Here is a 20,851-nt window from a genome sequence, read left to right as displayed (position 1 = left end):
CCGCGACGGGTCGTGACCGGACCGCGGGATAGCTTTGGCGTACCAACGTGGGATGTCTTGGGATATCAGAATCGGCCGCGAATTCACAGCCGAAGAATTAGAGCCGCTCGAATATGCGACGCCGGCCGGCTTAGTCGTCGCACGCCTAGTCCGAGGCGCGACGCGTGACGCTCTTAACGACCTTGCAGCGACCTATACGATAGATGGAGTCCTTTGGTCAGCTTATGAAGTGCCGCTCGAATCCAGAAAGGACACCGCGACCAAAGAGGGCGCTGAGGTCTTCGGGGCAGTCCGCGCCTTCGCGATTGCGGGCGTGTCCACCGTCGCGATTCATACGGGATTTACCCCTCCGCATCCAGACCTCGCGGTGAGGGTGGATGGACTGGACGCGGCGCTCGAAGTGACTCAGGTTCGGCCCGAAGCGGACTTCACCGCGGCACAACGTGAGCTTGCAGTTTTTCTCAAGGAGCGCGTGGACAGAGATCCTGCATTGAAAGCGATCGCGATCAAGAAGCGTATAAGTTTCGGGATGGTGGCAATGCCACGCAGGCGTGATCTTGCGGCGCTGGCCGACGAAATCGTTTCACGGATAAAGGCGCACGATTGGACTTCACGCGACCTTCTCGATCCTCGATCCGACCCGCTCGGAAGCTACGTCGGACACGTAGAGACGTTCAGCGGCCCGAACCCCGAAGCGGACATACGGATCGCGTGGCTCGTTTCAACTCGCGCAATTCCAGATCAGGCTCCCATGATTGTCGATGCCATCGAGCGGAAGAATACGAAGACCTACAACGTTCGTCCACTTTGGCTCGCAATCACGGCAGTGACTCCATCCTTTGAGCCTTTGCAGCGAGTAAGGTTGGAGCGCGTGGATCCCGGGCAGTTCGACCGTGTTTATATAACCGACGGCCAGGACGCGCTTACAATCAGTCGAGTATAGAGCCGAGGGCTTGCTTCCAGCTATACAGCGCCTGCCTTTGGCTTAGAGTAGTGTGAAACGTCCGGCGCTCGGTCAGCTTTTTGTCCTAATACCAGGCGATCGATACGGCCAGACTGCACACCGAGGGTTAGGGGCATCGCTGCCCAGATTGACTTAAACCATTCAGCAGGGCTTCGATATCCGCGACGCGACGTCGTAGATCGTCGACGAGAACCCGAAGGCCCGCCGTCTCGAGGTCGTCGTTCCGATCGGCGCGCTCTTCTCCCGTCGCGAGATACCACGCGCTCACACCGAGCACGGTTCCGATCTTCAAGCCGACGATGAAACTGGCGCTCTTCGTCTGGCCAGTCTCCATCTGCCGAATGGCGCCCTCGGTGATTCCGATGGCATGCGCCAACGCCGACGGCGTCATACCCGCCGCCCGCCGCAGTCGTCGTAGCCGTTCACCAAACGATTCCACCCGAGATCACCCCGCGGCGCCGCCTTAGGCAGCGGTACCGCAGCGTCCTGGGATCGGTCCCGCGTTAGCATCCTGCCTGGGCACTCGGCCCGCGCGGGTCTAACGGTTTCAATAGGCCCGTCAGTGTGCGCGGGCCGTGACGCTCCCTGGACGGGAGAAGGGACATCACCCATGACTGCAGCTGCGATCGCAGCCCTGATTGTCGTTGTCGTCGCCGCGTCGAACCTCGGCGGCTCTTCAACCTAGACGAACATCGTGGCCACCGTTATTGCGTTCTTGGTCTTACTCGCTTCGACGCTCGGCGGTTCGTCCGGCTGACGCGACCCGGCTAGGAAAAGCCGGCCGAAACCCGGTAGAGGGCGGGCAACGGGCAACCCTGCCCGCCCTCTCCACACGGGTGTGAAGATGGCTAGGAACTCAAACCTTCGATACCTCGGACGAGAACGGACGCTCGCCGATGCCCAGCGCCTGTTCCTGGCCGCCCGCAACGCGGAAGCGCTCGGCGCCATTGGCCGCAACTCTGATCCGGCAGCGACTGCCCTGCGAGCAAGGTGTTTCTTGCGCCTGCGCGATCCGCACCGCAGCCTCGAAACACTTGAGGGACGCGCGATCGCGAACCTCGAGGACGCGGCCAAGGCCGAGCATCACGTTCTTGCGTCGGCGGCCTATCTGCGTGTCGGCGAGGCCGAAAAATCGCAGAAGCACGACGCTGCAGCCCAGCTCCTTGCCAACAGCGTCGGCGGCGCGGTCGCCGCCGAACTCGCCCTCTACCGGGCGGCCGCCGCCTGGAATCGCCGCGATCTAGTTGCCGCGCAAGACCTCGCGCTTCAAGGGCTCGAGATACCGCGCGCTGAGGCCGACGGGTACCAGCGCCCTCTCCCTCTCGTCCGCGCGCAGTTGCTCGAGACGCTCTCACTCGTCGCCGCAAGCCGCGAGGACTATCTCATGCAAGCCGATCTTCTCGACGCAGCATGGCGCGCCGAAGGAGGCGATGAGCCGCGGGCGCAAGCGGTGCATGACGAGTGGGTGCGTGCCTCGTTGCTGCGCAACTTCGCTCCGCTCGTGTGGGACCTGCACCTTAGTGAACACGCCGAGTTTCTCAGCGTGCAATCCGAACTGTTCGCATGGACTCCCGAGACGGCCGAAGCGCGGTGGGTGGTGCGGCGTGCGCTCGGGTGGCATGCCGCGCTCACCGGCGACGCACTGCGCGCATTCGCCCGCTTCCGCGACGCCGCGGACCTCGCGCCGACCGTCCCATACCGTCTTGCCTCGACGCTCGACCGTGCCTACCTGGCCGCCGAGCTCGGGCAGAAGGTTATCCACCGCGAGGAAATGGGGCGCGCATACCACCTCGCCGCGTCGATCGACTGGGAGCACGTCTGCGGCGAGGAGGCGACGGTGCTGCTCGGCGTCGTGGAAGCGTATGCGCGTGAAGACGCTTCCGTCGCGCGGTCGTGGCTGCATACGTACGACCGGGCTCGGGCAATGCCAGCGAACCTCATGCTGCTCGGCTCGAACGACCGCAGGCAGACCGCGCTGGAGCGCGACGCCGAGGGCGCCGTGCTCGCTGCCGAAGGGAACCAGGAGCGCGCCGCCACTGCGTGGCGCAGCGCGCTGAAGATTTGGGACGACCTTGGCCACGATTGGCGCGCAGCGCGGACGGCTCTCGCGATCGGTGAACTTACCCGAGCACCGGAAGCTGTAGCGGACGCGCGCCGGCGTTCGGAGACTTTCCACCGGTCATGGATTGGACGTCGCGCACGTCGCGTGGCTCGCTAGCAGTTTCGGCAGCGCCGAATGCTTGACAAGGGCTGCGTGCGGTCGTACCATTCTGTCCTGGCTGCCTCTATAGACTCCTGCGGCCTTTAGTCCATTCTCGCGGCATGCTTAGAGCGGGGACTAATGACTTGGCCGCTCAGAAAGGATCGGTGCACGGGTGCTGGCATCTCCGACATTCACGCGTAGGACGCTACGCGTATTTTCCGTCGTCCTCGCAGCGACGCTGCTCTCAGGTGGCACTGCAGGCGCCGCAAGCCAAAACGCCTTAACAGGCGTGAGAATCGGCTCCGGACGTGCCACCGCTGTCGTTCTCAAATTCTCACGGGACCCGGCGTACCAGGCGTTCTCGGCCGGTGCGACTCAGGTTCGGATCTTCAATGTCGTCAATGCCGGCGCGCCCGCTAGCATCGCAGTTGGTGGAGAGACGCTTCGCCTCGCGCAGCACGGAGCAGACCTCGACATTAGCGGTTTGTCGAGCGTCGCCCTGACCTTCGTGAGAGGTCGGAACACACTTACAATTATCACGACCTCAAGGGCCGTCCTGAAGGCTGCAATCGCGCGCAGCCGTGCAACAATTGCGCGGCAGAATCGAATGTCAAAGACGTCAATTACGACCGGCTACTTCGTCGGCGAAGCGACACGCTTAGTCGCTGCTGAGCGCCATTCCCATCTGGACCACAGGACGTATCCGAGTGAACCGTTCCGCGTGCTCAGTCAAGCTGCCGGACCGCGAATAGTGACGAATCGGTTTAGTACAGGTCCCACGGTATCGGTCACAATGATTACGCATGGAGCAGTTCCACATGACCCTGTCGTCGCGACCAGGATGCGTACGCTGACTTTCGATCGCGCGACCGGCGTGCTCCTCGGTGAGGTAGATGCACTTGCCACCGCCGCACAAGCAAAGGCGGCGAGCTATCCAGTCAATCCTTTTGGGGGTCCGTGACGATGCGACTCATAAAATTGACTGCCGCGATTGCGATTCTGACCACGCCCGCGCTGACTGGCTGCTCGCTGGTTGGCTTGCTGATCACCGCAACGCAATCCGCCGAAAACGGTGCAGCCGTGGGGAATGTTGCCGCTCTTGGGGACGACTACTACGACCCGTGCGGAGAGGATTTCGGTAACGTCCTGGAAGGCGCCGCCGCTGACTTTGCCGGCCAGATGAGAACGGACGGCTGGACCGTAACGGATCAGAACACAAACGCGAGCGTCACGGCAGCGGATATCTATAACAACGAGAACACCGACGATGCGATTTTTTACACCGGGCATGGTATTGACGGCGTTTTGCTCTTTTCCAACTACTGTGTCTCTGGTGCCCCAATCGACCAGAAGGCGTGGGGCGTGGGAGATGATGTCGGAGACTATGCGAATCCAAAGGGGATTCCGATTCCAGCTGGATCGCGCCTAAAGTGGATCTTCGCGGACAGCTCGGATACGGTCGCGCCTCCATCCTCGTATCTTGCCAACCAACCGCAGGTTACCGCGGAGTGGCATGACGCCTTCGTGTACAAGGGCTTGCATGGCATCTACGGTTTTTGGCAAGGGCCGCCGGCGACGCCAAGTGGGTGTTTCAACGGCGACCGACTCTACTGCGACTTGAACATTGATACTGCGCCGGAGGTGGCGCACGCTCTTCCCGGTTACCTCTACAGCAATACCCATCCGCCGACGACCGTGCACAATGCATGGGCGTTTTCAGCACGCGACGCGGGTCTCGTCGTGGGCTATTCCGAGATGGAAGACAGTCAAGCGCTCAACGACACATTTGGCGCACCGGGAAGCGCGTTTCAATTCGCAACGGCGAGCGGCAATCCGATTTGGTACTGGTCTGGAAGTCTCGGCGCGATAAGCGTTCCGCCCGAGTCAGTGTCGGCCACGACGTTTACCTTGAACCCGGTCGTAACGGCACCCGCAGTCGTCAACGACCAGACCTTGATTAACGAGGCGACGCCTTATGTCAGCAGCATTACAGAAACGAACAACGGCCAACTAATTAACTTATACACGCCCACAGGGGTCGGCGTGCTCCACAACTACGCAACCTCGGGAGCGCTCTCGTTCCACGGGTATGCCTACTACAACACCGTCGGCTTTTCCGCCGCAACGGCGCAGACGGCCGCAACGACCTTCGTGCAACAATCGCTGGGACTTCCCGCGGACGCGGTCTTAGCGTCGGAGAATGCGGATTACGTTTATAATCCTTCGTCCGGCAGCACGACGATTACCGGGTACTCTCTGACCTGGCGCCACACCGTGCCAACGCTTGGCGACCAGATTGTTGTCTTCGTCGACGACGATACCGTATCAACTGTAACGTGCACAGGCGGCTGGGAGTCGGTATTGATCCCCCCGAACCCTCACCCGGTGGAGGTCTGCAAAGCCGAGACAACCACAATCACGCACACGCCGAATATCTCCTATGCCTTCTACCAGTGGCATGCACCCGTCGCACAATCGACAACGCGAACTGAACAGAGCGCCGGCCGCTCGACCGGACAGCAGTCGATTGATGCTTACACCGCCTCGCTGAGCCTTCCGGCCGGAGACGTCGTCACCAGCTACACCGCAGGTTATTGGTTTGGCGGAGTGACTGACCCGACGACGACGGGTCAGTCAGCGTGGCTGTTCACCGTTAACGGGACCTTGATAATAGCCGTCGACGCGTTCAGCGGAGCAATACTCGGCACCCGAAGCTTGTGATAACCTGGGCCCCGTGTGTGCTTGCGGCCGTGCTTGCGGCAAGCACACCGTCTCCCCTGGGCGCTACTCCCGGATTTGAGGAAGTATCCGCGATCTCAACTTCCGGTGCGGAACTTCGCATCCAAGTGACCGACGAGCACTTCTCCTACGCACTTGATCAGCCGCCGATGGGAGTAGCGACGCGGGTTGTGATTGCGCACTGCCGCCTCGCACCTGGCGTTGGCCAAGCGATCAAAGATGTGACCAAGGCGATCACGAGCCTTGCGTTCGAGCAGATCAATGACAACCTGGCCATCGATGTTGCGGCCGCCTCAGGCTCGCAAATTAGCGTGCGACGCTCGGGACGGTATCTCGTCCTATCGGCCGCTGGTCCAGTACTGAGCGGTCCGCCGTCCGTCGGCAACTCGAGCACGCGGCTCGATCATGGGCAGAGGCGTGTGGTCATACGTCTTAAGTACGCTGGAGTCGGAGAGATCGCGGACGCTCTCGTCCCAAACGCTCAGCTATCTTCCAACGACTCGCTCCCGACGATCCCCGGTGGCGTATCCGGGGGAACCGTTGCCGGGCTGGGTACGCCTGTGCAGACCGCCATCACGCCAACAAGCGATCGCGAAAGTTTGCCGGCAGAGCACGTGTCATCGCAAATATCAGTGGATCAACGGCTGAATGCTTTGATTCTGACGGGGACCGATGACGAGATTCGCGACTTTGAGGATACGATTTCGCAACTTGACGTTCCGGCTCCAAGTGTCATGATCGACGCTGAGATCGTCGAATTGGACGAGCAGGGTGCGCGAGATCTCGGCATCGACTTTTCGGCTGGCGGGAATGCCGGAACGGCGACGATGGCGGTGCATAACTTAGCAGCTCCAAGCTCCAGCGCGTCTTTCCAGGCCGCACTATATGCCGAAATACAGAACGGACGGGGAAAGATCTTGGCCCGCCCTCGCATAGCGACACAAAGCTCGGTTCCGGCCTTCATTCAGACGGGCGATGCTATTCCGGTCTTTACCGCTGTCACGTATCCTGGCGCGACTGCTGTAACCCAGCAGCAAGTGCAGTATGTCAATGTCGGAGTCACGCTCGCGATTCGGCCTCGCGTAGGACCGAACGGCGTAGTTGTCGTGAACATTGAGGCAACAGTATCGAGCGTCACGGGATACGTGCAAAGTGCTCCAGAAGTCAGCGAGCGCACAATTACGGCGATTGCGAATGTCAGGGACGCGCACAGCTTCGTACTCGGCGGGTTGGTCCAAGAAAGCGACATCTCGCAAGTCGCTCACCTGCCTGTTCTCGGCTATTTGCCGATCTTGGGCAAGCTCTTTTCCGTCGAGCACTCCACGCATCAGAGAACAAACCTCTACATTACGATCACCCCCCATGTCATCGACCCATCGGCGCTTGGCGACGGCTCATGAAGGATCGCGGTTCTGCGGTTGGGCTCGTCGCGGTATCAGCAGCCCTTCGAGGCCTCCTCTGCGTTGCCTTAATCGGAGACTCTGTCAACTCCGCTAACACAGCGTTAGCGTCGCCAGGTCGGCCCCTTGTCGGCGATATCGTCCGAGACGATGTCGAGCGCTTCGCACACGGTCTACCCGTTCAGGTCGCTCTGGCAACGCCCGAGGACGGTAGCCTCGACTTCGCGTTCAACACGCGCAAAGACGACCGATTTGCAGTAGGCTCCGTTGGTAAGAGCATAACCGCGGCAATTGCACTTGGTTTATTTTCGACTTCGGAGATCGAAGGCCCAATTGCCGATATAGCGCCGGGAATCCCAGGAGGGGCAACCGTGCGCACACGCGACCTCCTACTGCACTCGTCTGGCTATCAAGACGTTCTTTCGGCCGCACCGCAAGACCTGAGTGAATGCGCGTTTTCCGTATTGTTGGCGTTGCCACTGGCGTTCGCGCCAGGTTCCGAAATGCGCTACTCAAGCACTGACTACATCGTTCTTGCGAAGCTGATCGAGAAAAAGACTGGCGCGGAAATCTCGACGGTGTTCCTTTCGTTCTTCGAGCGCGCGGGAATGAGAAATTCTGCGTTGCTCCAGCTACCCGTGACCGTACCCGCTGCGGCACTGTTCCCAGCAGAGTCCGGTCAGGTGACCATTGACGTACCGGATTTCATCGGTACGGGAGGCGTTTTGGCGCCCGCGAGCGACATCGTAAAATTCGACGAATTTTTCTTCAGTCAGCGCGACCTGCTGCAGCGTCTAAACAGCCTAACTATGGTCCTTCCCGGCAGCTCGACTGAGGTGCCTGGTTGGTTCGTAGCTCGTCGGGGAGCGTCCGACCCCGAATACTGGCACGACGGAGCCTTCCCGGGCTATAGTGCAGTAAATATAGCAATTCCCTCGCGCAAGACATTTATCGCGATAACGGCGCGGGGCAAGATTAACGCTTACCTGGCGGCGAACACGATACTGGATGATCTAGGGATCTAAGCCGAGACGCAGATGCCAAGAACGCTCGCGCAGGTTAACTCGACGAAGAAGCGGAGAAGCGATGCACATTTATGATGGTTCCCTGGCCGTGCGCGCAGCGCGTACCGTTCGAGAGCGCGCCAGTTGGCCCCGACGGCTGCCAGTGGGCATTGCGATGGCCATCGTCACTGCGGCGATGCCGGATATCGCAGCGAGCGCCGATGTTTCATCGCCGCAAGTTGCGATATCGGCGGGTTCGTATGCGGTCGAAGAGACTGACGTGCCGGGGGGCGTAAGCTTCACGCTCGTCTTTAGCGTCTCCAATACGGGTCCCGACGCATCGGTGAAGCTCGGCGGTGCATACCGGTACCAAGCTATACCTTCGATGGAATATGAGCCCCACAGGCTTGCCGGGCCGAAAGGATCCGCGCTCGATCGTGTTGAGGGGGCCCCGGCAACAACAATACCAAAGGACGGCTCGATTCGCCTAAGCATTCGCGGCCCGCTCTTGACTGGTGACGCTGTGAAGCATCTTCAGCATGGCTCATCGACGGTTACGTTCGTCGGCATACTACAGGCACGATCCGGCCCGCACGTCGACACGATCAACATTTGTCAGACGTTCGTGGGGGACCTGACGACCCCGAAGACGCTGGACTGCGTTCCAGCGCTTGAACGCACCACGCTTCCGTGATTTTCGCGCGACGGGCCGTTCAGAGCTAAGATAGGCGTTGGCCTTCCGAGCCGTTGACTGCTGTCGTGGCCGGTGCAAACCGTCGCAGAAGCCCCACGTTCCAGCCCTGCCTTGCACCTCCGATGAGAAGGCGGCGGGCCAGGTCGCGCACGTGCTGTAGGTGGTTCCTGAGGCCACGGGCGGATCGACAGCAGGCAACGCGTTACTTCCATGTGCAAATCACCTGACGGTGAGCGGTAGGAGCAACAGCACGGGCCTCCTTCACCGCGCGCTCCGTCTTCCGGTGGCGAGCAACCTGGACTTCGTTGTGCCGCGACCAGCGACCGAACGTGACCAGCTGCGCGTCGTGAACGACCATACTCTTCGCCGACAGCTCGTCGCAAGCGGCTATGCGGAGCCCATTAGTCGCCTCGCGGCCGCAGAATGTGTGCGGCGATCGTGCGACTCCACCCGAACGGCGTTGCCCCAGCCGCTGCGATTTCATCGCCTTCCCTCGAACGACGTCCGCCCCGCCGAACGTCGCACGTGTTCCGCGAGCTCGAGACAGCCATGCGCCAGCGCTACGCGCTGAAGGCGGCGGTGCTCCAGGAAGCGTTCCATCGTATCGAGGCCGATGCGGCGTTCAGCCAGACGCTACCTCGCGCTGCTAACGCGCGACTGCTCACGACCGCAAGACGGCACGACCTTCCTCAACGAGGCGGTCTTCTATTTCTCGCTGCTGCCGCCGGGCGCGAACCGGTTCCGGGCCCGCGGCGCGACCGGCACGCCCGCGGCGACGAGACGCTGCTGACGTACTATCTGCGCACGTACCGCCATCATGGACTCGCTCAAAAAGTGGCTCGCGAAGGGCGATCCGGCGAAGGCGAACGACAAAGTCGATGAGACGAGCGTCCGGCGTACCGGCAGGACAGCCGCCGCTACGCGATGGCGCGCCGCGTCATGCTGCGCGCGCTGCCGCTCGTCGTCGCGCGCTGGCCGACCACGTCCCTCGAACCTTCCGCTTCGACGACGCCATCCTATATAATTGGAACATCCCACGATGCCAGCGTCCCGGCATGGCGGGCTCTCGGAACGGTCGATCGTTCTATAATCGCATCGGATCGCGACGAACGTTCAGGACGATGGTCCGTCCGTGATCGGCGGCTGCGCTGGCGGCCGTTGTAGTTGTATAGATCGATTGGACTTTTTGCGACAATCGAGTCGGCTCGTCAATCGCCTTATCTGCCTCAGGCAAGCTGAGCCCGTGTAGGCAACGGAGCAGATTGGGTGTGAGGCAGGGACTTCCCGCCGGTGAATTCGGGATGTCTTCGGCGACGACTTGTGTGACTACCATGGTCAAAAGGCAAATCGGTAGCATGTTGCGCATCTTTTTCTCCTTTTCGCGCGACGCGAGAACGCAGCGCGAAGAGGAAAAGCCGGTTCGCTACTGAGTGCTCTTACTTACATCGTAGTACAATCGACGCGGAAAAATCGCCGCCGGTCGAATTCGTCCCTGAGCGCCGATGAGGATCGCGCATCGCTCCTCGTGCAGATCTTCGTCAACGAACGACTAGGCAGGCACGTCCCTTCCGTCGGCGTGGGCCGCCCCGGTCGACGCGGCCGTCCGTGAATTCTTTTTCTCCCGAACCGTCATGATGCTTATTACCCGACCCCGCCGTAGGCGATCGCGTACAGGGATTGCTCGACGGCCCGCACGCCGGCATCCGTCTCGATCATCGCGAGCGGGGTTTTGTTCCGGAGAAAGCGGTGCGGCGCTCGGAGCCACCGTTCGGCCTTCTCGGAATCGCCGATCATCTGGACGGCCAAGGCCCGTATCTTCGATCGGTACGTCGACGGCGGAAGTACCGGCAGATCGTCAGCCAGCCGCCTCCGAAGAGGTAGTTCTGCGGCTTGAGCGTGCGCCGTATGGTATCGGCGACCGCGCGGCGACGGGCTCGTTCGGCCGGCGACAGCTTCGCCATCTCGCTCGGGACTAGCATCGTGACGTCGATCTTTCCCACGGCGGCGCTCCTTTCGCTGACTTACTTGACTGTCATCTGCGCGTGTTGTGCCACAACGTTCCATCGCGCTTGATATTTTCTGCCGCCGTAAAGGTAAATTGGTCTACCGTCTTGTTGTATTGTTGGATGATGCCGACGAGTTCGTAGTGGAGCGGCGTGCGGCGAAGCACCGGGCCTCCGCTCATTCCGCCGAAGTCGTAGTCCTTCTCATCCTCCTCGGTCCGACCAAAGGCGTTGACGAGCGTGATGTCCGAGCGGTCGGTCTTGACATTGAATCGATCCGGCATCGCTCGTGTAACGGTCATGCCGATCATCGAATACGGGTTGCTTTCGATGTCCCAGCCGTCTGCACTATCCTTCCGTAGAGCACCCGGCCAGCCAGCGTACGCGACCACGTCTTGCTCGCCCACTGAGTCGGGCGGCCAATGGTCCGGCTGATAAAATTGACGCGGTTTGCGCTCCTCTTGCGGAACGTCGCGCGGCGTCAGCGTCACGTCCGAGACGTCGAGATTAGCGAGATCGCTGCCGTCATCGATGTCGATTATCCGTTCGTCCAGATCTCGGATCGTTTTGCCTGGAATCTGGAAGACGGTGAGTCCGCCGTCTCTATTCCGTTCTTCCTGGGCATGGCGCACCACGTGCGCGTTGGTCAGGATTATCTTTCGGCCGCCCAGTTCAAGATAAGTGACGGTGGCGGAGAACACGCTCGGGCCGAACGTGCCGGCTGCACCGGGTGGTCTACCGATGATAACCGGATCGCAGAAATGCAGCGGCAGCGCGAGCGCTAATCGTTGCATTTCCGCCTTCTTTTCGGCGGCAGAAAAATCGGCAGGCATGATCCATGATTGTACCTCGATCACAGTGCGCCGAACTCCGCATCGAACCACTCGGAGTTCGCCGGTGCGCCGGCCTGCGTGTCGGCCACCAGCCCCAGCCCGATCCACGTCGCCGACGCGTTCCCCACCGGCCAGTCCGGACACGTCGCGTAATTCGGCGGCTGCGGGCAGCCGGCCGCGATCGACTGCCACCCCTGCACCACGCCGCCCCAGTTGGCCGCCAGCGACCCGCCGTCTTCCGCCACCGAGTAGGCACCGCCGACGGACTCGGCCGCGGCGGGCACGCCGTGCGCGGTCTCGTACGCGGCCGCGGTGACGCACTGCGGCGGACCCTGGCCGGCCGGGCACTGGTCCGGGCCCGCGCCCGGGTTCGCGTTCACGAACGCGGCCCACTCGCGCGCGGCCTCCGTCTCGATCTCGTCGATCGCGTACGGCGGTTCGCCCAGCGAGGAGCGGTAGGCGTTGATCGACGCGAGGCCTTGGAGGTCGGTCGCGTCGACGACGTCCAGGGTGATCTGCGGCAGCGCGGTCGCGCCGGCCGCGATCGTCGTCTGCGCGTGGTAGACCGGCAGGGTCGAGGACGCCGGCGGGAAGACGACGATCCACGCCTGGCCCGGAGTCGCGTTCACGAGGAACGAGCCGCTGGCGTTCGTGGTCGGCGTGCCGGCGGGCGCCGTGGTCCCGGCCGGGAAGGCCGCGCCGACGTACACCGCGGCTCCCGAGACCGGATTGTCGTTGGAGTCCTTCACCAGCCCGGCAACGGTCGCGGCCGCCGGCGACGCCGTGGGGGAAGCCGTCGGCGACGCTGTGGCGCGCGGCGTGGAGGACGGCGTAGCGCCCGAGGCGGTCGGCGTGGGCGAAGGCGTCGCTCCTCCGCCGGCGGGGACCGGGCCGCCGCCCGAGCTTCCGCCTCCGCCCGCGCACGCGGCGAGCAGCGCGAGCGCCGCGATCGCGAGGACGCGCCGGGTCACTGGTAGATCACCGAGGCGGGAAGGTCGGCCACGGTGGCGCCGCCGGCGTCGCGATGGATCGTCGCGTCCGCGTCGGTGACGTCCGCGGGGAGGACGCGCACCAGCTTGCGCGCGATCATCGCGGCGCCGAGCGCGTTCGGGACGAACTTCGCGTCGAAGCGGACGGAGGAGCCCTCGGGGGATCCGATCCGGGTCGCGACCATCGCCCCGATCGGGACGTAGCCGGCATCGTCGGCGGAGGATGCCGGCGTGGTCGTCATGCGGTCCTGGGCGGACCAGGTGAGCTTCGCGCAGAGGCCGCTCCGGCCCGAGGTGACGGGGGAGACCGCGACGCCAGGGAGTCCCGCCCACTTCGCGACCTGGTCGCGCATGAATGCGCGGCCCAACGCGTCGGTGCGCGGGTTGCAGAACGAGAGGGGGACCTCGACGGTCGGCGGCCGGGCTGCGAGCGCTTCGCGTACCGCCCTGCTCGCGTCGCCCGTTCCTCCATCCGTCCCGCCGCCTCCGCACGCGGAGAGCGAAACGATCATGACGAGGGTGGCGAGGATGGGACGCACGAGGACCTCCGGCCCGAAGGGAGTGGGCGGCGGTCTTCTCCGCGGGAGCATTCGTAACCCGCAATATATTGCGCTGGTCGGTCGGCGAGGCCGCCGGAATGCGGAAGGGTGGCGGATGGCTGGACGACGATCGTGCGGCGCGTGTCGCGGGCGGTCCGCGATCGCCGCCTCGCGTTGGAGATGAGCCAGCCGGACCTCGCGCGTCGGTCGGGTGTTTCCCTGCGCCGAGTGCAGCAGATCGAGGCCGACGGCGACGCCGATACGTTGAATCCCAGCCTCCGGGCGCTGTACCTCATCGCCCGCGCGCTGGATCTCGATGTGGTCGAGCTGCTATCGCCGCAGCCGCGAGACCGCCCGGCGCGAAAGCGCGCGCCACGCAAGGACAAGGAGACGAAAGGCTGAGGTTTTCGCGGCGATTCGTCGTCCGTTGCCGAGGTCTGCCGATGCCGACGCTGCGAACTTGCCGTCGAGATGTCTGCGGCGCTCCGCCCTGCGGACGACACCCTCGTCGGAAAACTGACGAGACGAGGTCCCTCATTGCCTCGTGCGCCGGGATCGTCCGAAGTTCGCCGAGCCGATCGTCGCGTTCCGAGACGAACGGACTATTCGCCTCGGCGGACGAGCTGCTCGACGTCGAAGGTGTCACCGCTAAGCATCTTCGATCTCTTCGGCGACGCCACGCTTCTTTTCGGCAGCGTTTAGAAAAGATTTCCGTTCCGATCGTCTACGCGGAAGATGAACAGGGCGAATCGACCTTCGTCATCGTGGCCGTGACGCTTCTGGCGTTTGCCTGTTACAGCGCGCTCCGGCGGATACACCTACGCGTCTGAGGAGCTTGACCGCCCGTATCTCGTTTGCAGCCGGATCATTCCGGATGAGTCCTGCAGGTTCATCATAGGGGGCTAAGTCGTTGTCAGATCGTTTCCCGACAATGCGCGCCTGGGCGAAGGCGGTCGACGCGAGACTCATCGAGATCGCGCCGGGCTTGGAGTTTCATTTAGAAGGAAAGAGCGTCTTCGAGGTTCTTTCCGGCTCCGGCGTTCCGGAGGAGGCCTTCGATCAACCATGTTGGCTGAATCAAGGAGCCTTTGTGTCGATCTGGCCTCCAAGTGACGTGCAAGATCAGGCCCGCGCGGTGTTCGTTTCTCCGGTGGTTCCCGGTTTTCCGACGAAGCCATGGGAGGAGCGCTACTATCACCGCACCCGGCCGGCGGCGCTCAAAGCCGCCGATGATATAGCGCGTTTTCTTCTCGCCGAGTAGTTATGGGAGCCTCGTTCGGTCAATGCGGCTCTACGCAGACCGCAGTGCGCGGCTGCTTAGATTGCAGCGACTCGAACGAAACAGCTTAGATCGTTGCGAGGCTGTTTGAAAGCTGCGGCTTCTTCATAAGCACTACGGCATCCAATAACATTGTAAGGAGAGGACCGACTCGTTTCCAAACGACGACTCCCTCCCGCGTAAAGCTGAAGCCATAGACGACGACCGATGCATCAACGCCCGTAGGCTTTCGGTCAGCGACGTCGCGTAGGAGCCGTGCGTCCTGCAAGACCGAGAGAACGTCTTGAAGCGTGCTCCAATCGTCTTCGTGGCAAGCGTCCATCACCATGCGTTCTCCGCGCTGAACCGCTTCGTTCATGTGAACGAACAGCGTCCTCACGTTTTCGGGCATGCCTTCAGGACCGCGTTTGATCATCAGTTCGCCGAAGATCGCGGTCGTCGTCAGGTAGGTGTTCTGACTGATGTCCAGAGCTTTGGCGGAGTTCCTTATTCTATTCCTGAGGGGCGACGGGGCGCGCCATAAGACCCCTGTCGATGAGCGATCGTCGGTTCGGTCCACCTGGCGATCGGCGTCATGCATGGTTTCCTCCCGTTATCCACAGGTGCTCAAACGATAGCACCAAGGTGCTATCGTTTCATCCACAGATTACCCACTCCTCCCGAACCTGCGTTCGGTGGAGAACTTTCCCCTGGGCCGTGCGCGCGCGCCGGACTTTCCCCCAGAGTGACCCGCGACGCGTCGCGCAAACGTTTATCTTAGGCCTTCAGCGCGAATGGGGGGAGATGAGGCGGTTGGAACCGCTACCATCTGGATGGTGGAACCTCTCACGTCTTCCGTGCAAGGACAGAGGACTTTCCCGCTACCGGGGGTAACTGCGGGCGGAACGTCCACCGCTCGGGTTACCGAGTAGCCTCCCTCTCAAGAGGATTGCGATCGAGAAGGCCCTCAGGCGCCGGTCACGGCGCGTCTAAGCACCGAGCCCCTTCGAAGTAGCGCAAAAAGCAGAACGACCGCTTATCAGCCTGGCAGCCGGCGGTCGTCCTCTCCGAATCGCGCGCTCCCAAGGAATGGTCGCTCCGCGTGTCGGCGTTGCAGACGTATTGCGCCGCGCGCGGCTAGGCCTCCTGTTCGGTAGCTCCCCTATCCGAACTAGGAGGTCCATCACAGAATGCCCCCGCGCAAGAAACCCGGCGGGCCCAAGCGCCCTCCCAAACCGCCGAAGTCGGTCACCCACTCCCAAAAGGTGCCGCTCTGCGGTGCCGCCAGCTTCACCGACTACTTCGGGCTCGACAAGGCAGCGTTCTCGAAGATCGGCGCCTTCGACCTGATCGTGAATCGCGACACGAAGCTCATGATCGACCCGAAACTGCTCGCGACGACGAGCGCTCCGGAGCTTAAGGGAGCCCGGGCGAAGTTGCTTCGCCGGTACCGCCAGATCTTCAAGCTGCTCGCCTCCAGCCAGTTTCGGGGCGATGAATTCGACCGGGCCGCCTACCGGCTGACCGACTTCCCTGAATTCCGCGGCGTTGGCCTGGGCTACGCGCGGGAATCGGTCGACGGCAGCGGTTGGGCCGACACAATCCGTTCTCAGGTTCTGGAGACGGCGAGAGCGGTCGTGCAAGCCGGCCTGCGCGACCCGGAGTTCTTCGAGTTGCTCGCGCTGTTCGAGCGGAACATCGGGGCCGACCGGATCTCGGACATGATCGGGACGATCATCCGCGACGATCTGGTCTCCTACACTCAGCGGGTTTGCGGGCAACTCGGCGTCGGCATGAAGTCCTTCCCGCTCGACAAGAGCGGGACGACCTATGCCGAGCTGCCGTGGTACATGAACGAGGACGCGCAAGAGCGCTACATCATCCTCGCCCCGCGCGACGTCCTGAGCGCACTGCCGGTGGCCCTGGATCGTAGCGACATCTCCTCCGTGATGTCGCAGAACGAAGGGCTCCGACAGCATCTCAATGCGACGATTGAGGGTGACTGGCAAGCCATGGTGCGCGACTCGAAGGGTAAGACCCTGACCCGCGAGTCGTTCCTGGAGTATCCGGAGGTCTTGCGTGCGTTCATCGAACGCTATCGCAACGCCGAAGCGCACGTCTACGACCTGGAAAAGGATCCGGAGGCACGGAAGCTCTGGTACGAGATGGCGCGCCGCTATATCGAGGATGGGCCGCCGAAGCTGGAGCTTCCCGCAGAACCGAGCGGGGACGATCTCTTCAACGTCGTCGTGAAGATCGTCGAACAGTTCAAGGGAATGGTGGAGAACAACCGGCTTCGCGACGCGCTCTTCGTTGGCGATCATCCCCGCCGCGAGAAGGTCGTCCAGTCGGTGTTCCATGCTATCGCCCGTGTGCACTGCGGTTACAACGACCTCGACGTTTCGGCTGAGACCGATGGCGGCCGAGGCCCCGTCGATTTCAAGCTCAGCCACGGGGCGGCGTTCGCGACGTTGGTCGAGCTTAAGCTCTCGGACAACAGCCGGCTCGCGCACGGCTATTCGGTGCAGCTTCAGGAGTACAAGAAGGCGGAGTGCACCGCACGTGCTATCTACCTCGTGCTGAACGTCGGCACCGGCGCAAGCGCGAGAAACATCGCGAACCTTCGCAAGGTGATGGCGGAGCCGTGGGACGGACCGAAGCCGACCGTCATCTTCGTGGACGGAACCCGTAAGCCGTCAGCGAGCAAGACGCCGCACCCGAAGCCTCCGCCGAAAGGCGGACGACACACTGCGCCGCTCCGCGTGCCCGGTGTTCCCGGACCGACGTCGACGCAGACGGGGAGTGTCGAATGAGTTCCGGGTGCTCCGAATTCGCCTGGAATAGGTCCCCAAGGGGGTGGGCACGGTCCACTACGGGACGGCGGCGCGCGTCGACCGCGAGGAAGATGCCCACACCCGGCGCCGCCGTCTCCCTCTGGTACCTGACGTGACACGGCCTGTGAGCCGTGGCCCGGTGCACGCTTTGTCGCGCGGACCTCAGGCTGGGAAGCGGATGCGGCTCGAAGCGACGAGCGACGACAATGGACGCGAATTCGTCCGCCTTCATGGCGCGGAGCATCAGATCGAGCGAGCGCACTGCGTCGATCTGAACGAAACGTTAGAGATATTCGGGGCGCGCAACGCCTTCTGGGCGCAAGCACCGGATACGCGTCGACGGTTCCGATTCGAGTGCCCGGACGACGAGTGCCGTGAATTGTTCCACCCGACGATCGCCGGTGTGAACTACGACAAGCTCGTGAACGACCGAGACTTGGGAAATCATCTGCGCGCACCGCACTTTCGTTGGATCGAGGCCGCTGCTCACTCCGCTACCTGTGAACTCGTCGTCGATGCGCTCGCACGCGCAGAGGTCGCGAAGGAGGCCGGTCCGGTTGCCTCACCGGACGATGCGCTTGGTCAGCGGCTCACGACTTACAAGGCGACCGACTACGTCGATGTCTTCGTCATCGAGCTGCCGAAGCGGGGCGCGAAGGGACCCACTTCGCGTGACCTGCTTTCGCCAGGTCGAGTCTCATCTTTCGAGCGCCGGCGTACTCTGGTCGTCGAACGCAGAGCCGCGCTGCGGGCGAACTTGACCGAATCGCGGGTCTTGCAAAGCATCGTGTCGTGCCACCAGCGCCTTGCGGCTGCGCGCGTTGCAGACAAAGCTAAGCTGAGGATCGGTGGTGTGTGGCGGACGTACTACGAGTGGTTCTGCCCGATGGGACGGGCGGCGGCGCAAGACGAGAATCGAATATGGTACGGGGGCGCCAGCGTTCGTAAATATGGAGAGCGTTACTCGGTACGCTTCTACGATCGAATCGCCGTAAGCGTCGATAGACTGGTTCCCCTTGGCATCGTCGTCACTACAGCGGAACTCGATGCGAGTCGGGACGGCCGTTACTACCGTGAAGTCCTCGATCAGGTACTTGCTACGCGAGGCGGTTATGTAACGTGCTGGGTGTACGGACGTATCGTACTGAGCAGCGACTCAGCCCGTTTTGAAACACGTGGAATCTCGGACATGGTTTTTGCGCCGAGGGCATCTCGTCGCGAAGGCCCACTCGACGGTCGGACCTCCAAGAATCCTGAGAAAGACAAGCGTTGATTCCTACTCACTTGCCCCGCGTCGCGCCCGAATAGTTGCGCTTGACCTAACCGTCAGAAACGGAAAGTAAAAATGGGTGCTCTCTATACCATTCGTGTCGAACTCCACGGGGCCGAGGGAAACAAGGCCGCCTACGATACGCTTCACGGAGAGATGCATAAACGCGGCTTCAAGAACTACGTAAGGTACCCCAGTGGAGAGTCGTATTGGTTGCCACCAGCCGAGTACGTCGTCGAGGCACCGACGAAGACCAAGGACACCGTTCGTGGGAACGCCGGCGCTGCCGCTGCGAAGACGGGCTTCAACTACTCGCTATGGGTGTGCGAAGTGTATCAGACGGAATACTGTAGCGCCGCTTTGACGAAGAAGACGTCTTGACCGCGCATCACGCCAGATGACGTCCGTGGCGAATCTCGTTGATGTTTGGGACGCCGAGACGTTTGACGAAGGCCTGATGGCTCCGCTGCGGTCGAACGCGGACCTTGTGCGCAGCTATATCGCAGCGGACAAGGACATCTCCATCCAACGGGAGGCTTCTCGCGGAAGATTGGTCTATCAGAGTAATGCCTACGCTGACAGGTATCATCATTTTCTGGAGAATCTCGGCCGTCAGATGGAGCTCAGCACGATTCGCGCCTGGCACTACACGCGGCTGACCGAGTCCGAAGTCGACGCGCTGAAAACGACCGGCCTTTACCTTTCGACCGTGGAAACTACGCGCGAGCGTCTCGATGCGCAAGTTACCGACGGACAGATATCGGTCGAAATTGCGAATGCACTTTTTGAGGCGAGCCCGTTACGTGACCGCCAGCAGGCCGATTCGCGTGTGAACCGCTTCTGGATGACCTCCCAACCCACGGCGGTCGACGACGACGACGTAACCTTGCTCCTCAACAACTGGGGCGGAGAGGTCGTGTATTTCTGGCTCCAGGACGAGTATCTGGAGCGTGTTGTCGGGGGCATTGGCCAACCGCGCGTCCTCGAACTCGCGGTTCCGCTCAGCGCGACGGAGCACGGCTACCGTGCGGCCAGGGCGGTCTTGGCAACCTTCGCGCGAAGTCTCGGCTGCGACACTAGTTACGAATCCTTCGATCTCTGCGCTATCCGCCCGCTCGGGCCCGAAGCCGTCCTGGCGGTGCACACCGAGGGCGAAGCGACTTTCGAACGGATCGGGAAGGGATATCCGACGAGCTTTCATCCGTCTGTGAATACTTAGCGGTTCGCGGAAACGCAAGAAGATGGTCGAGTATTGGGCCGCACGAGTCGATGTTCTTCATTCGCAGCCGCCAGCGCGGCTCAGATCCAGAACTTGGCCTACGAGCGGTTGAAGCAAGAACAGGCTCTCTAAGAGACGTATTGTCGGGATCGTCGTCGCCCGCAGTTGTTCTGGGAGTGGCGATCAAGCAAGGTAAAGATATAGTGCTGCGCTGGTAAGCAGCGTAGCTGGCTCCCTCTCACCGCGCCTCCGACCGTCTATGTAGGACCGACGGCAGAGAATAGGCCATCTCGTTCGGCATCGCGGACGATCTCTCGTAGACCCTGGATATATTCTCCGGCAAGCTCAATGACGCCACGCGGCCCTTGTGGTCCGTCCTTGAGGGACTGATACGCGTCACGGGCAGCGGGTTCCAAGTCTGCCTCCACGTAAGTGAGACGCATTCTCGTGTACTTTGGCTTCTGAATGTCCGACGGAATCAGAATTGCGCGCCCGCCGTCGACCAGCCGGACGACGTCCGCTCGGACCGCGTAGCTCACATCATAGGTCTTGGCGACTACGGCCGCGTGGTCGTGCATGTCCTGATTCGCCAGGGCCGCGTGAAATTCGAAGAGCTTCGGCTCAAGACGGATTTCCAGCCATCCTCTTTGGCCAACCTCGTCGGTCTTCTGAATGAGATAATTTCGAGCCGTGCGCGCCGCTGCGAAAAACGCCTGAAGATCCCGGTCAAACCGACGGCGGGCGTCGAGTTCCGTCTCGATGGCGTTGCTCTCCGCCGATTCCGCAACTACCCTCTCATGCTGAATGAGGGCGCCGATATGATCGCCGGCACTACGAATGCGGCGATCGATCTCGATCGTCGTTGCATTCCGGAGGCGCTGAGCCTTGCGCGTCATCTTGGT

The 20,851-nt window shown here is 62.1% G+C and carries 19 protein-coding genes; 12 read left to right on the top strand and 7 right to left on the bottom strand.

The window, feature by feature from the left end:
- Window positions 1-52: 52 nt before the first annotated feature.
- The gene (locus VMD91_10675) at window positions 53-943 is read left to right on the top strand and encodes a hypothetical protein (protein ID HTW84523.1); all 891 of its coding nucleotides are present in this window, start codon (window positions 53-55) and stop codon (window positions 941-943) included.
- Between the two features lie 127 nt (window positions 944-1,070).
- Here the strand turns inward: VMD91_10675 and VMD91_10670 are convergent, their stop codons facing one another.
- Window positions 1,071-1,403 (bottom strand): helix-turn-helix domain-containing protein, encoded by a 333-nt coding sequence (locus VMD91_10670; GenBank protein ID HTW84522.1) that lies wholly within the window; start codon window positions 1,401-1,403, stop codon window positions 1,071-1,073.
- A 405-nt stretch (window positions 1,404-1,808) separates the two neighbouring features.
- Between VMD91_10670 and VMD91_10665 the strand changes: the two genes are divergently transcribed.
- The 6 genes from VMD91_10665 to VMD91_10640 all read left to right on the top strand — a co-directional run bounded on the left by VMD91_10665 (window position 1,809) and on the right by VMD91_10640 (window position 9,886).
- On the top strand, window positions 1,809-3,182 hold the full coding sequence (locus tag VMD91_10665) for a hypothetical protein (GenBank protein ID HTW84521.1): 1,374 nt from the start codon (window positions 1,809-1,811) through the stop codon (window positions 3,180-3,182).
- Between the two features lie 948 nt (window positions 3,183-4,130).
- Window positions 4,131-5,888 carry a hypothetical protein gene (locus VMD91_10660; protein HTW84520.1) on the top strand — a complete coding sequence of 586 codons (1,758 nt, stop codon included), beginning with the start codon at window positions 4,131-4,133 and terminating at the stop codon, window positions 5,886-5,888.
- Window positions 5,889-6,013: 125 nt separating this feature from the next.
- Window positions 6,014-7,306: a secretin N-terminal domain-containing protein gene (locus tag VMD91_10655; protein HTW84519.1), complete on the top strand. Its 1,293-nt coding sequence runs from the start codon at window positions 6,014-6,016 to the stop codon at window positions 7,304-7,306.
- On the top strand, window positions 7,303-8,331 hold the full coding sequence (locus tag VMD91_10650) for a serine hydrolase domain-containing protein (protein HTW84518.1): 1,029 nt from the start codon (window positions 7,303-7,305) through the stop codon (window positions 8,329-8,331). The genes VMD91_10655 and VMD91_10650 overlap by 4 nt, the downstream gene beginning before the upstream one ends.
- 154 nt (window positions 8,332-8,485) lie before the next feature.
- Window positions 8,486-9,004, top strand: a complete 519-nt coding sequence (locus tag VMD91_10645; GenBank protein HTW84517.1) for a hypothetical protein — start codon at window positions 8,486-8,488, stop codon at window positions 9,002-9,004.
- Window positions 9,005-9,529: 525 nt separating this feature from the next.
- Window positions 9,530-9,886 carry a hypothetical protein gene (locus VMD91_10640; GenBank protein ID HTW84516.1) on the top strand — a complete coding sequence of 119 codons (357 nt, stop codon included), beginning with the start codon at window positions 9,530-9,532 and terminating at the stop codon, window positions 9,884-9,886.
- Window positions 9,887-10,645: 759 nt separating this feature from the next.
- On the opposite strand, the gene VMD91_10635 is transcribed toward VMD91_10640, so the two are convergent.
- The 4 genes from VMD91_10635 to VMD91_10620 all read right to left on the bottom strand — a co-directional run bounded on the left by VMD91_10635 (window position 10,646) and on the right by VMD91_10620 (window position 13,368).
- Entirely contained in the window at window positions 10,646-10,810 is a 165-nt protein-coding gene (locus VMD91_10635) for an MbcA/ParS/Xre antitoxin family protein (protein ID HTW84515.1), read from the bottom strand.
- 226 nt (window positions 10,811-11,036) lie between these two features.
- Complete coding sequence (locus VMD91_10630; protein HTW84514.1) at window positions 11,037-11,864, bottom strand: hypothetical protein; 828 nt, start codon at window positions 11,862-11,864, stop codon at window positions 11,037-11,039.
- Window positions 11,861-12,811: a hypothetical protein gene (locus VMD91_10625; GenBank protein HTW84513.1), complete on the bottom strand. Its 951-nt coding sequence runs from the start codon at window positions 12,809-12,811 to the stop codon at window positions 11,861-11,863. Before VMD91_10625 ends, VMD91_10630 begins: the two co-directional genes overlap by 4 nt.
- Window positions 12,808-13,368: a hypothetical protein gene (locus VMD91_10620; GenBank protein ID HTW84512.1), complete on the bottom strand. Its 561-nt coding sequence runs from the start codon at window positions 13,366-13,368 to the stop codon at window positions 12,808-12,810. Before VMD91_10620 ends, VMD91_10625 begins: the two co-directional genes overlap by 4 nt.
- Window positions 13,369-13,476: 108 nt before the next feature.
- On the opposite strand from VMD91_10620, the gene VMD91_10615 reads away from it, so the two are divergent.
- A complete protein-coding gene (locus tag VMD91_10615; GenBank protein ID HTW84511.1) occupies window positions 13,477-13,770 on the top strand; it encodes a helix-turn-helix transcriptional regulator in 294 nt (97 codons plus the stop codon).
- Between the two features lie 529 nt (window positions 13,771-14,299).
- A complete protein-coding gene (locus tag VMD91_10610; protein ID HTW84510.1) occupies window positions 14,300-14,629 on the top strand; it encodes a hypothetical protein in 330 nt (109 codons plus the stop codon).
- 85 nt (window positions 14,630-14,714) lie between these two features.
- Here the strand turns inward: VMD91_10610 and VMD91_10605 are convergent, their stop codons facing one another.
- Window positions 14,715-15,227, bottom strand: coding sequence for a hypothetical protein (locus tag VMD91_10605; GenBank protein ID HTW84509.1), 513 nt, complete (start codon window positions 15,225-15,227; stop codon window positions 14,715-14,717).
- 589 nt (window positions 15,228-15,816) lie between these two features.
- On the opposite strand from VMD91_10605, the gene VMD91_10600 reads away from it, so the two are divergent.
- From VMD91_10600 to VMD91_10590, 3 genes are all read left to right on the top strand, one after another.
- The gene (locus tag VMD91_10600) at window positions 15,817-17,439 is read left to right on the top strand and encodes a hypothetical protein (protein ID HTW84508.1); all 1,623 of its coding nucleotides are present in this window, start codon (window positions 15,817-15,819) and stop codon (window positions 17,437-17,439) included.
- 199 nt (window positions 17,440-17,638) lie between these two features.
- The gene (locus VMD91_10595) at window positions 17,639-18,733 is read left to right on the top strand and encodes a hypothetical protein (protein ID HTW84507.1); all 1,095 of its coding nucleotides are present in this window, start codon (window positions 17,639-17,641) and stop codon (window positions 18,731-18,733) included.
- A gap of 403 nt (window positions 18,734-19,136) precedes the next feature.
- The gene (locus tag VMD91_10590; GenBank protein ID HTW84506.1) at window positions 19,137-19,949 is read left to right on the top strand and encodes a hypothetical protein; all 813 of its coding nucleotides are present in this window, start codon (window positions 19,137-19,139) and stop codon (window positions 19,947-19,949) included.
- A gap of 257 nt (window positions 19,950-20,206) precedes the next feature.
- Here VMD91_10590 and VMD91_10585 read toward each other — a convergent pair whose 3' ends face one another.
- Entirely contained in the window at window positions 20,207-20,845 is a 639-nt protein-coding gene (locus VMD91_10585) for a hypothetical protein (protein HTW84505.1), read from the bottom strand.
- Window positions 20,846-20,851 lie beyond the last annotated feature (6 nt).

The sequence above is a fragment of the Candidatus Sulfotelmatobacter sp. genome, from assembly GCA_035504415.1.
Classification (GTDB): Bacteria; Vulcanimicrobiota; Vulcanimicrobiia; order Vulcanimicrobiales; family Vulcanimicrobiaceae; genus Vulcanimicrobium.
The sequence above is the reverse complement of the archived record's forward strand: the minus strand, read 5'-3'. Positions and strand labels throughout refer to the sequence as shown.

Excerpts from the sequence above, each read along its gene's own strand:
- VMD91_10675 (HTW84523.1), top strand. The coding sequence starts at position 53 with ATGTCTTGGGATATCAGAATCGGCCGCGAATTCACAGCCGAAGAATTA.
- VMD91_10665 (HTW84521.1), top strand. The coding sequence starts at position 1,809 with ATGGCTAGGAACTCAAACCTTCGATACCTCGGACGAGAACGGACGCTC.
- VMD91_10660 (HTW84520.1), top strand. The coding sequence starts at position 4,131 with ATGCGACTCATAAAATTGACTGCCGCGATTGCGATTCTGACCACGCCC.
- VMD91_10650 (HTW84518.1), top strand. The coding sequence starts at position 7,303 with ATGAAGGATCGCGGTTCTGCGGTTGGGCTCGTCGCGGTATCAGCAGCC.
- VMD91_10645 (HTW84517.1), top strand. The coding sequence starts at position 8,486 with ATGGCCATCGTCACTGCGGCGATGCCGGATATCGCAGCGAGCGCCGAT.
- VMD91_10610 (HTW84510.1), top strand. The coding sequence starts at position 14,300 with ATGCGCGCCTGGGCGAAGGCGGTCGACGCGAGACTCATCGAGATCGCG.
- VMD91_10605 (HTW84509.1), bottom strand. The coding sequence starts at position 15,227 with ATGCATGACGCCGATCGCCAGGTGGACCGAACCGACGATCGCTCATCG.
- VMD91_10600 (HTW84508.1), top strand. The coding sequence starts at position 15,817 with ATGCCCCCGCGCAAGAAACCCGGCGGGCCCAAGCGCCCTCCCAAACCG.
- VMD91_10595 (HTW84507.1), top strand. The coding sequence starts at position 17,639 with ATGCGGCTCGAAGCGACGAGCGACGACAATGGACGCGAATTCGTCCGC.
- VMD91_10585 (HTW84505.1), bottom strand. The coding sequence starts at position 20,845 with ATGACGCGCAAGGCTCAGCGCCTCCGGAATGCAACGACGATCGAGATC.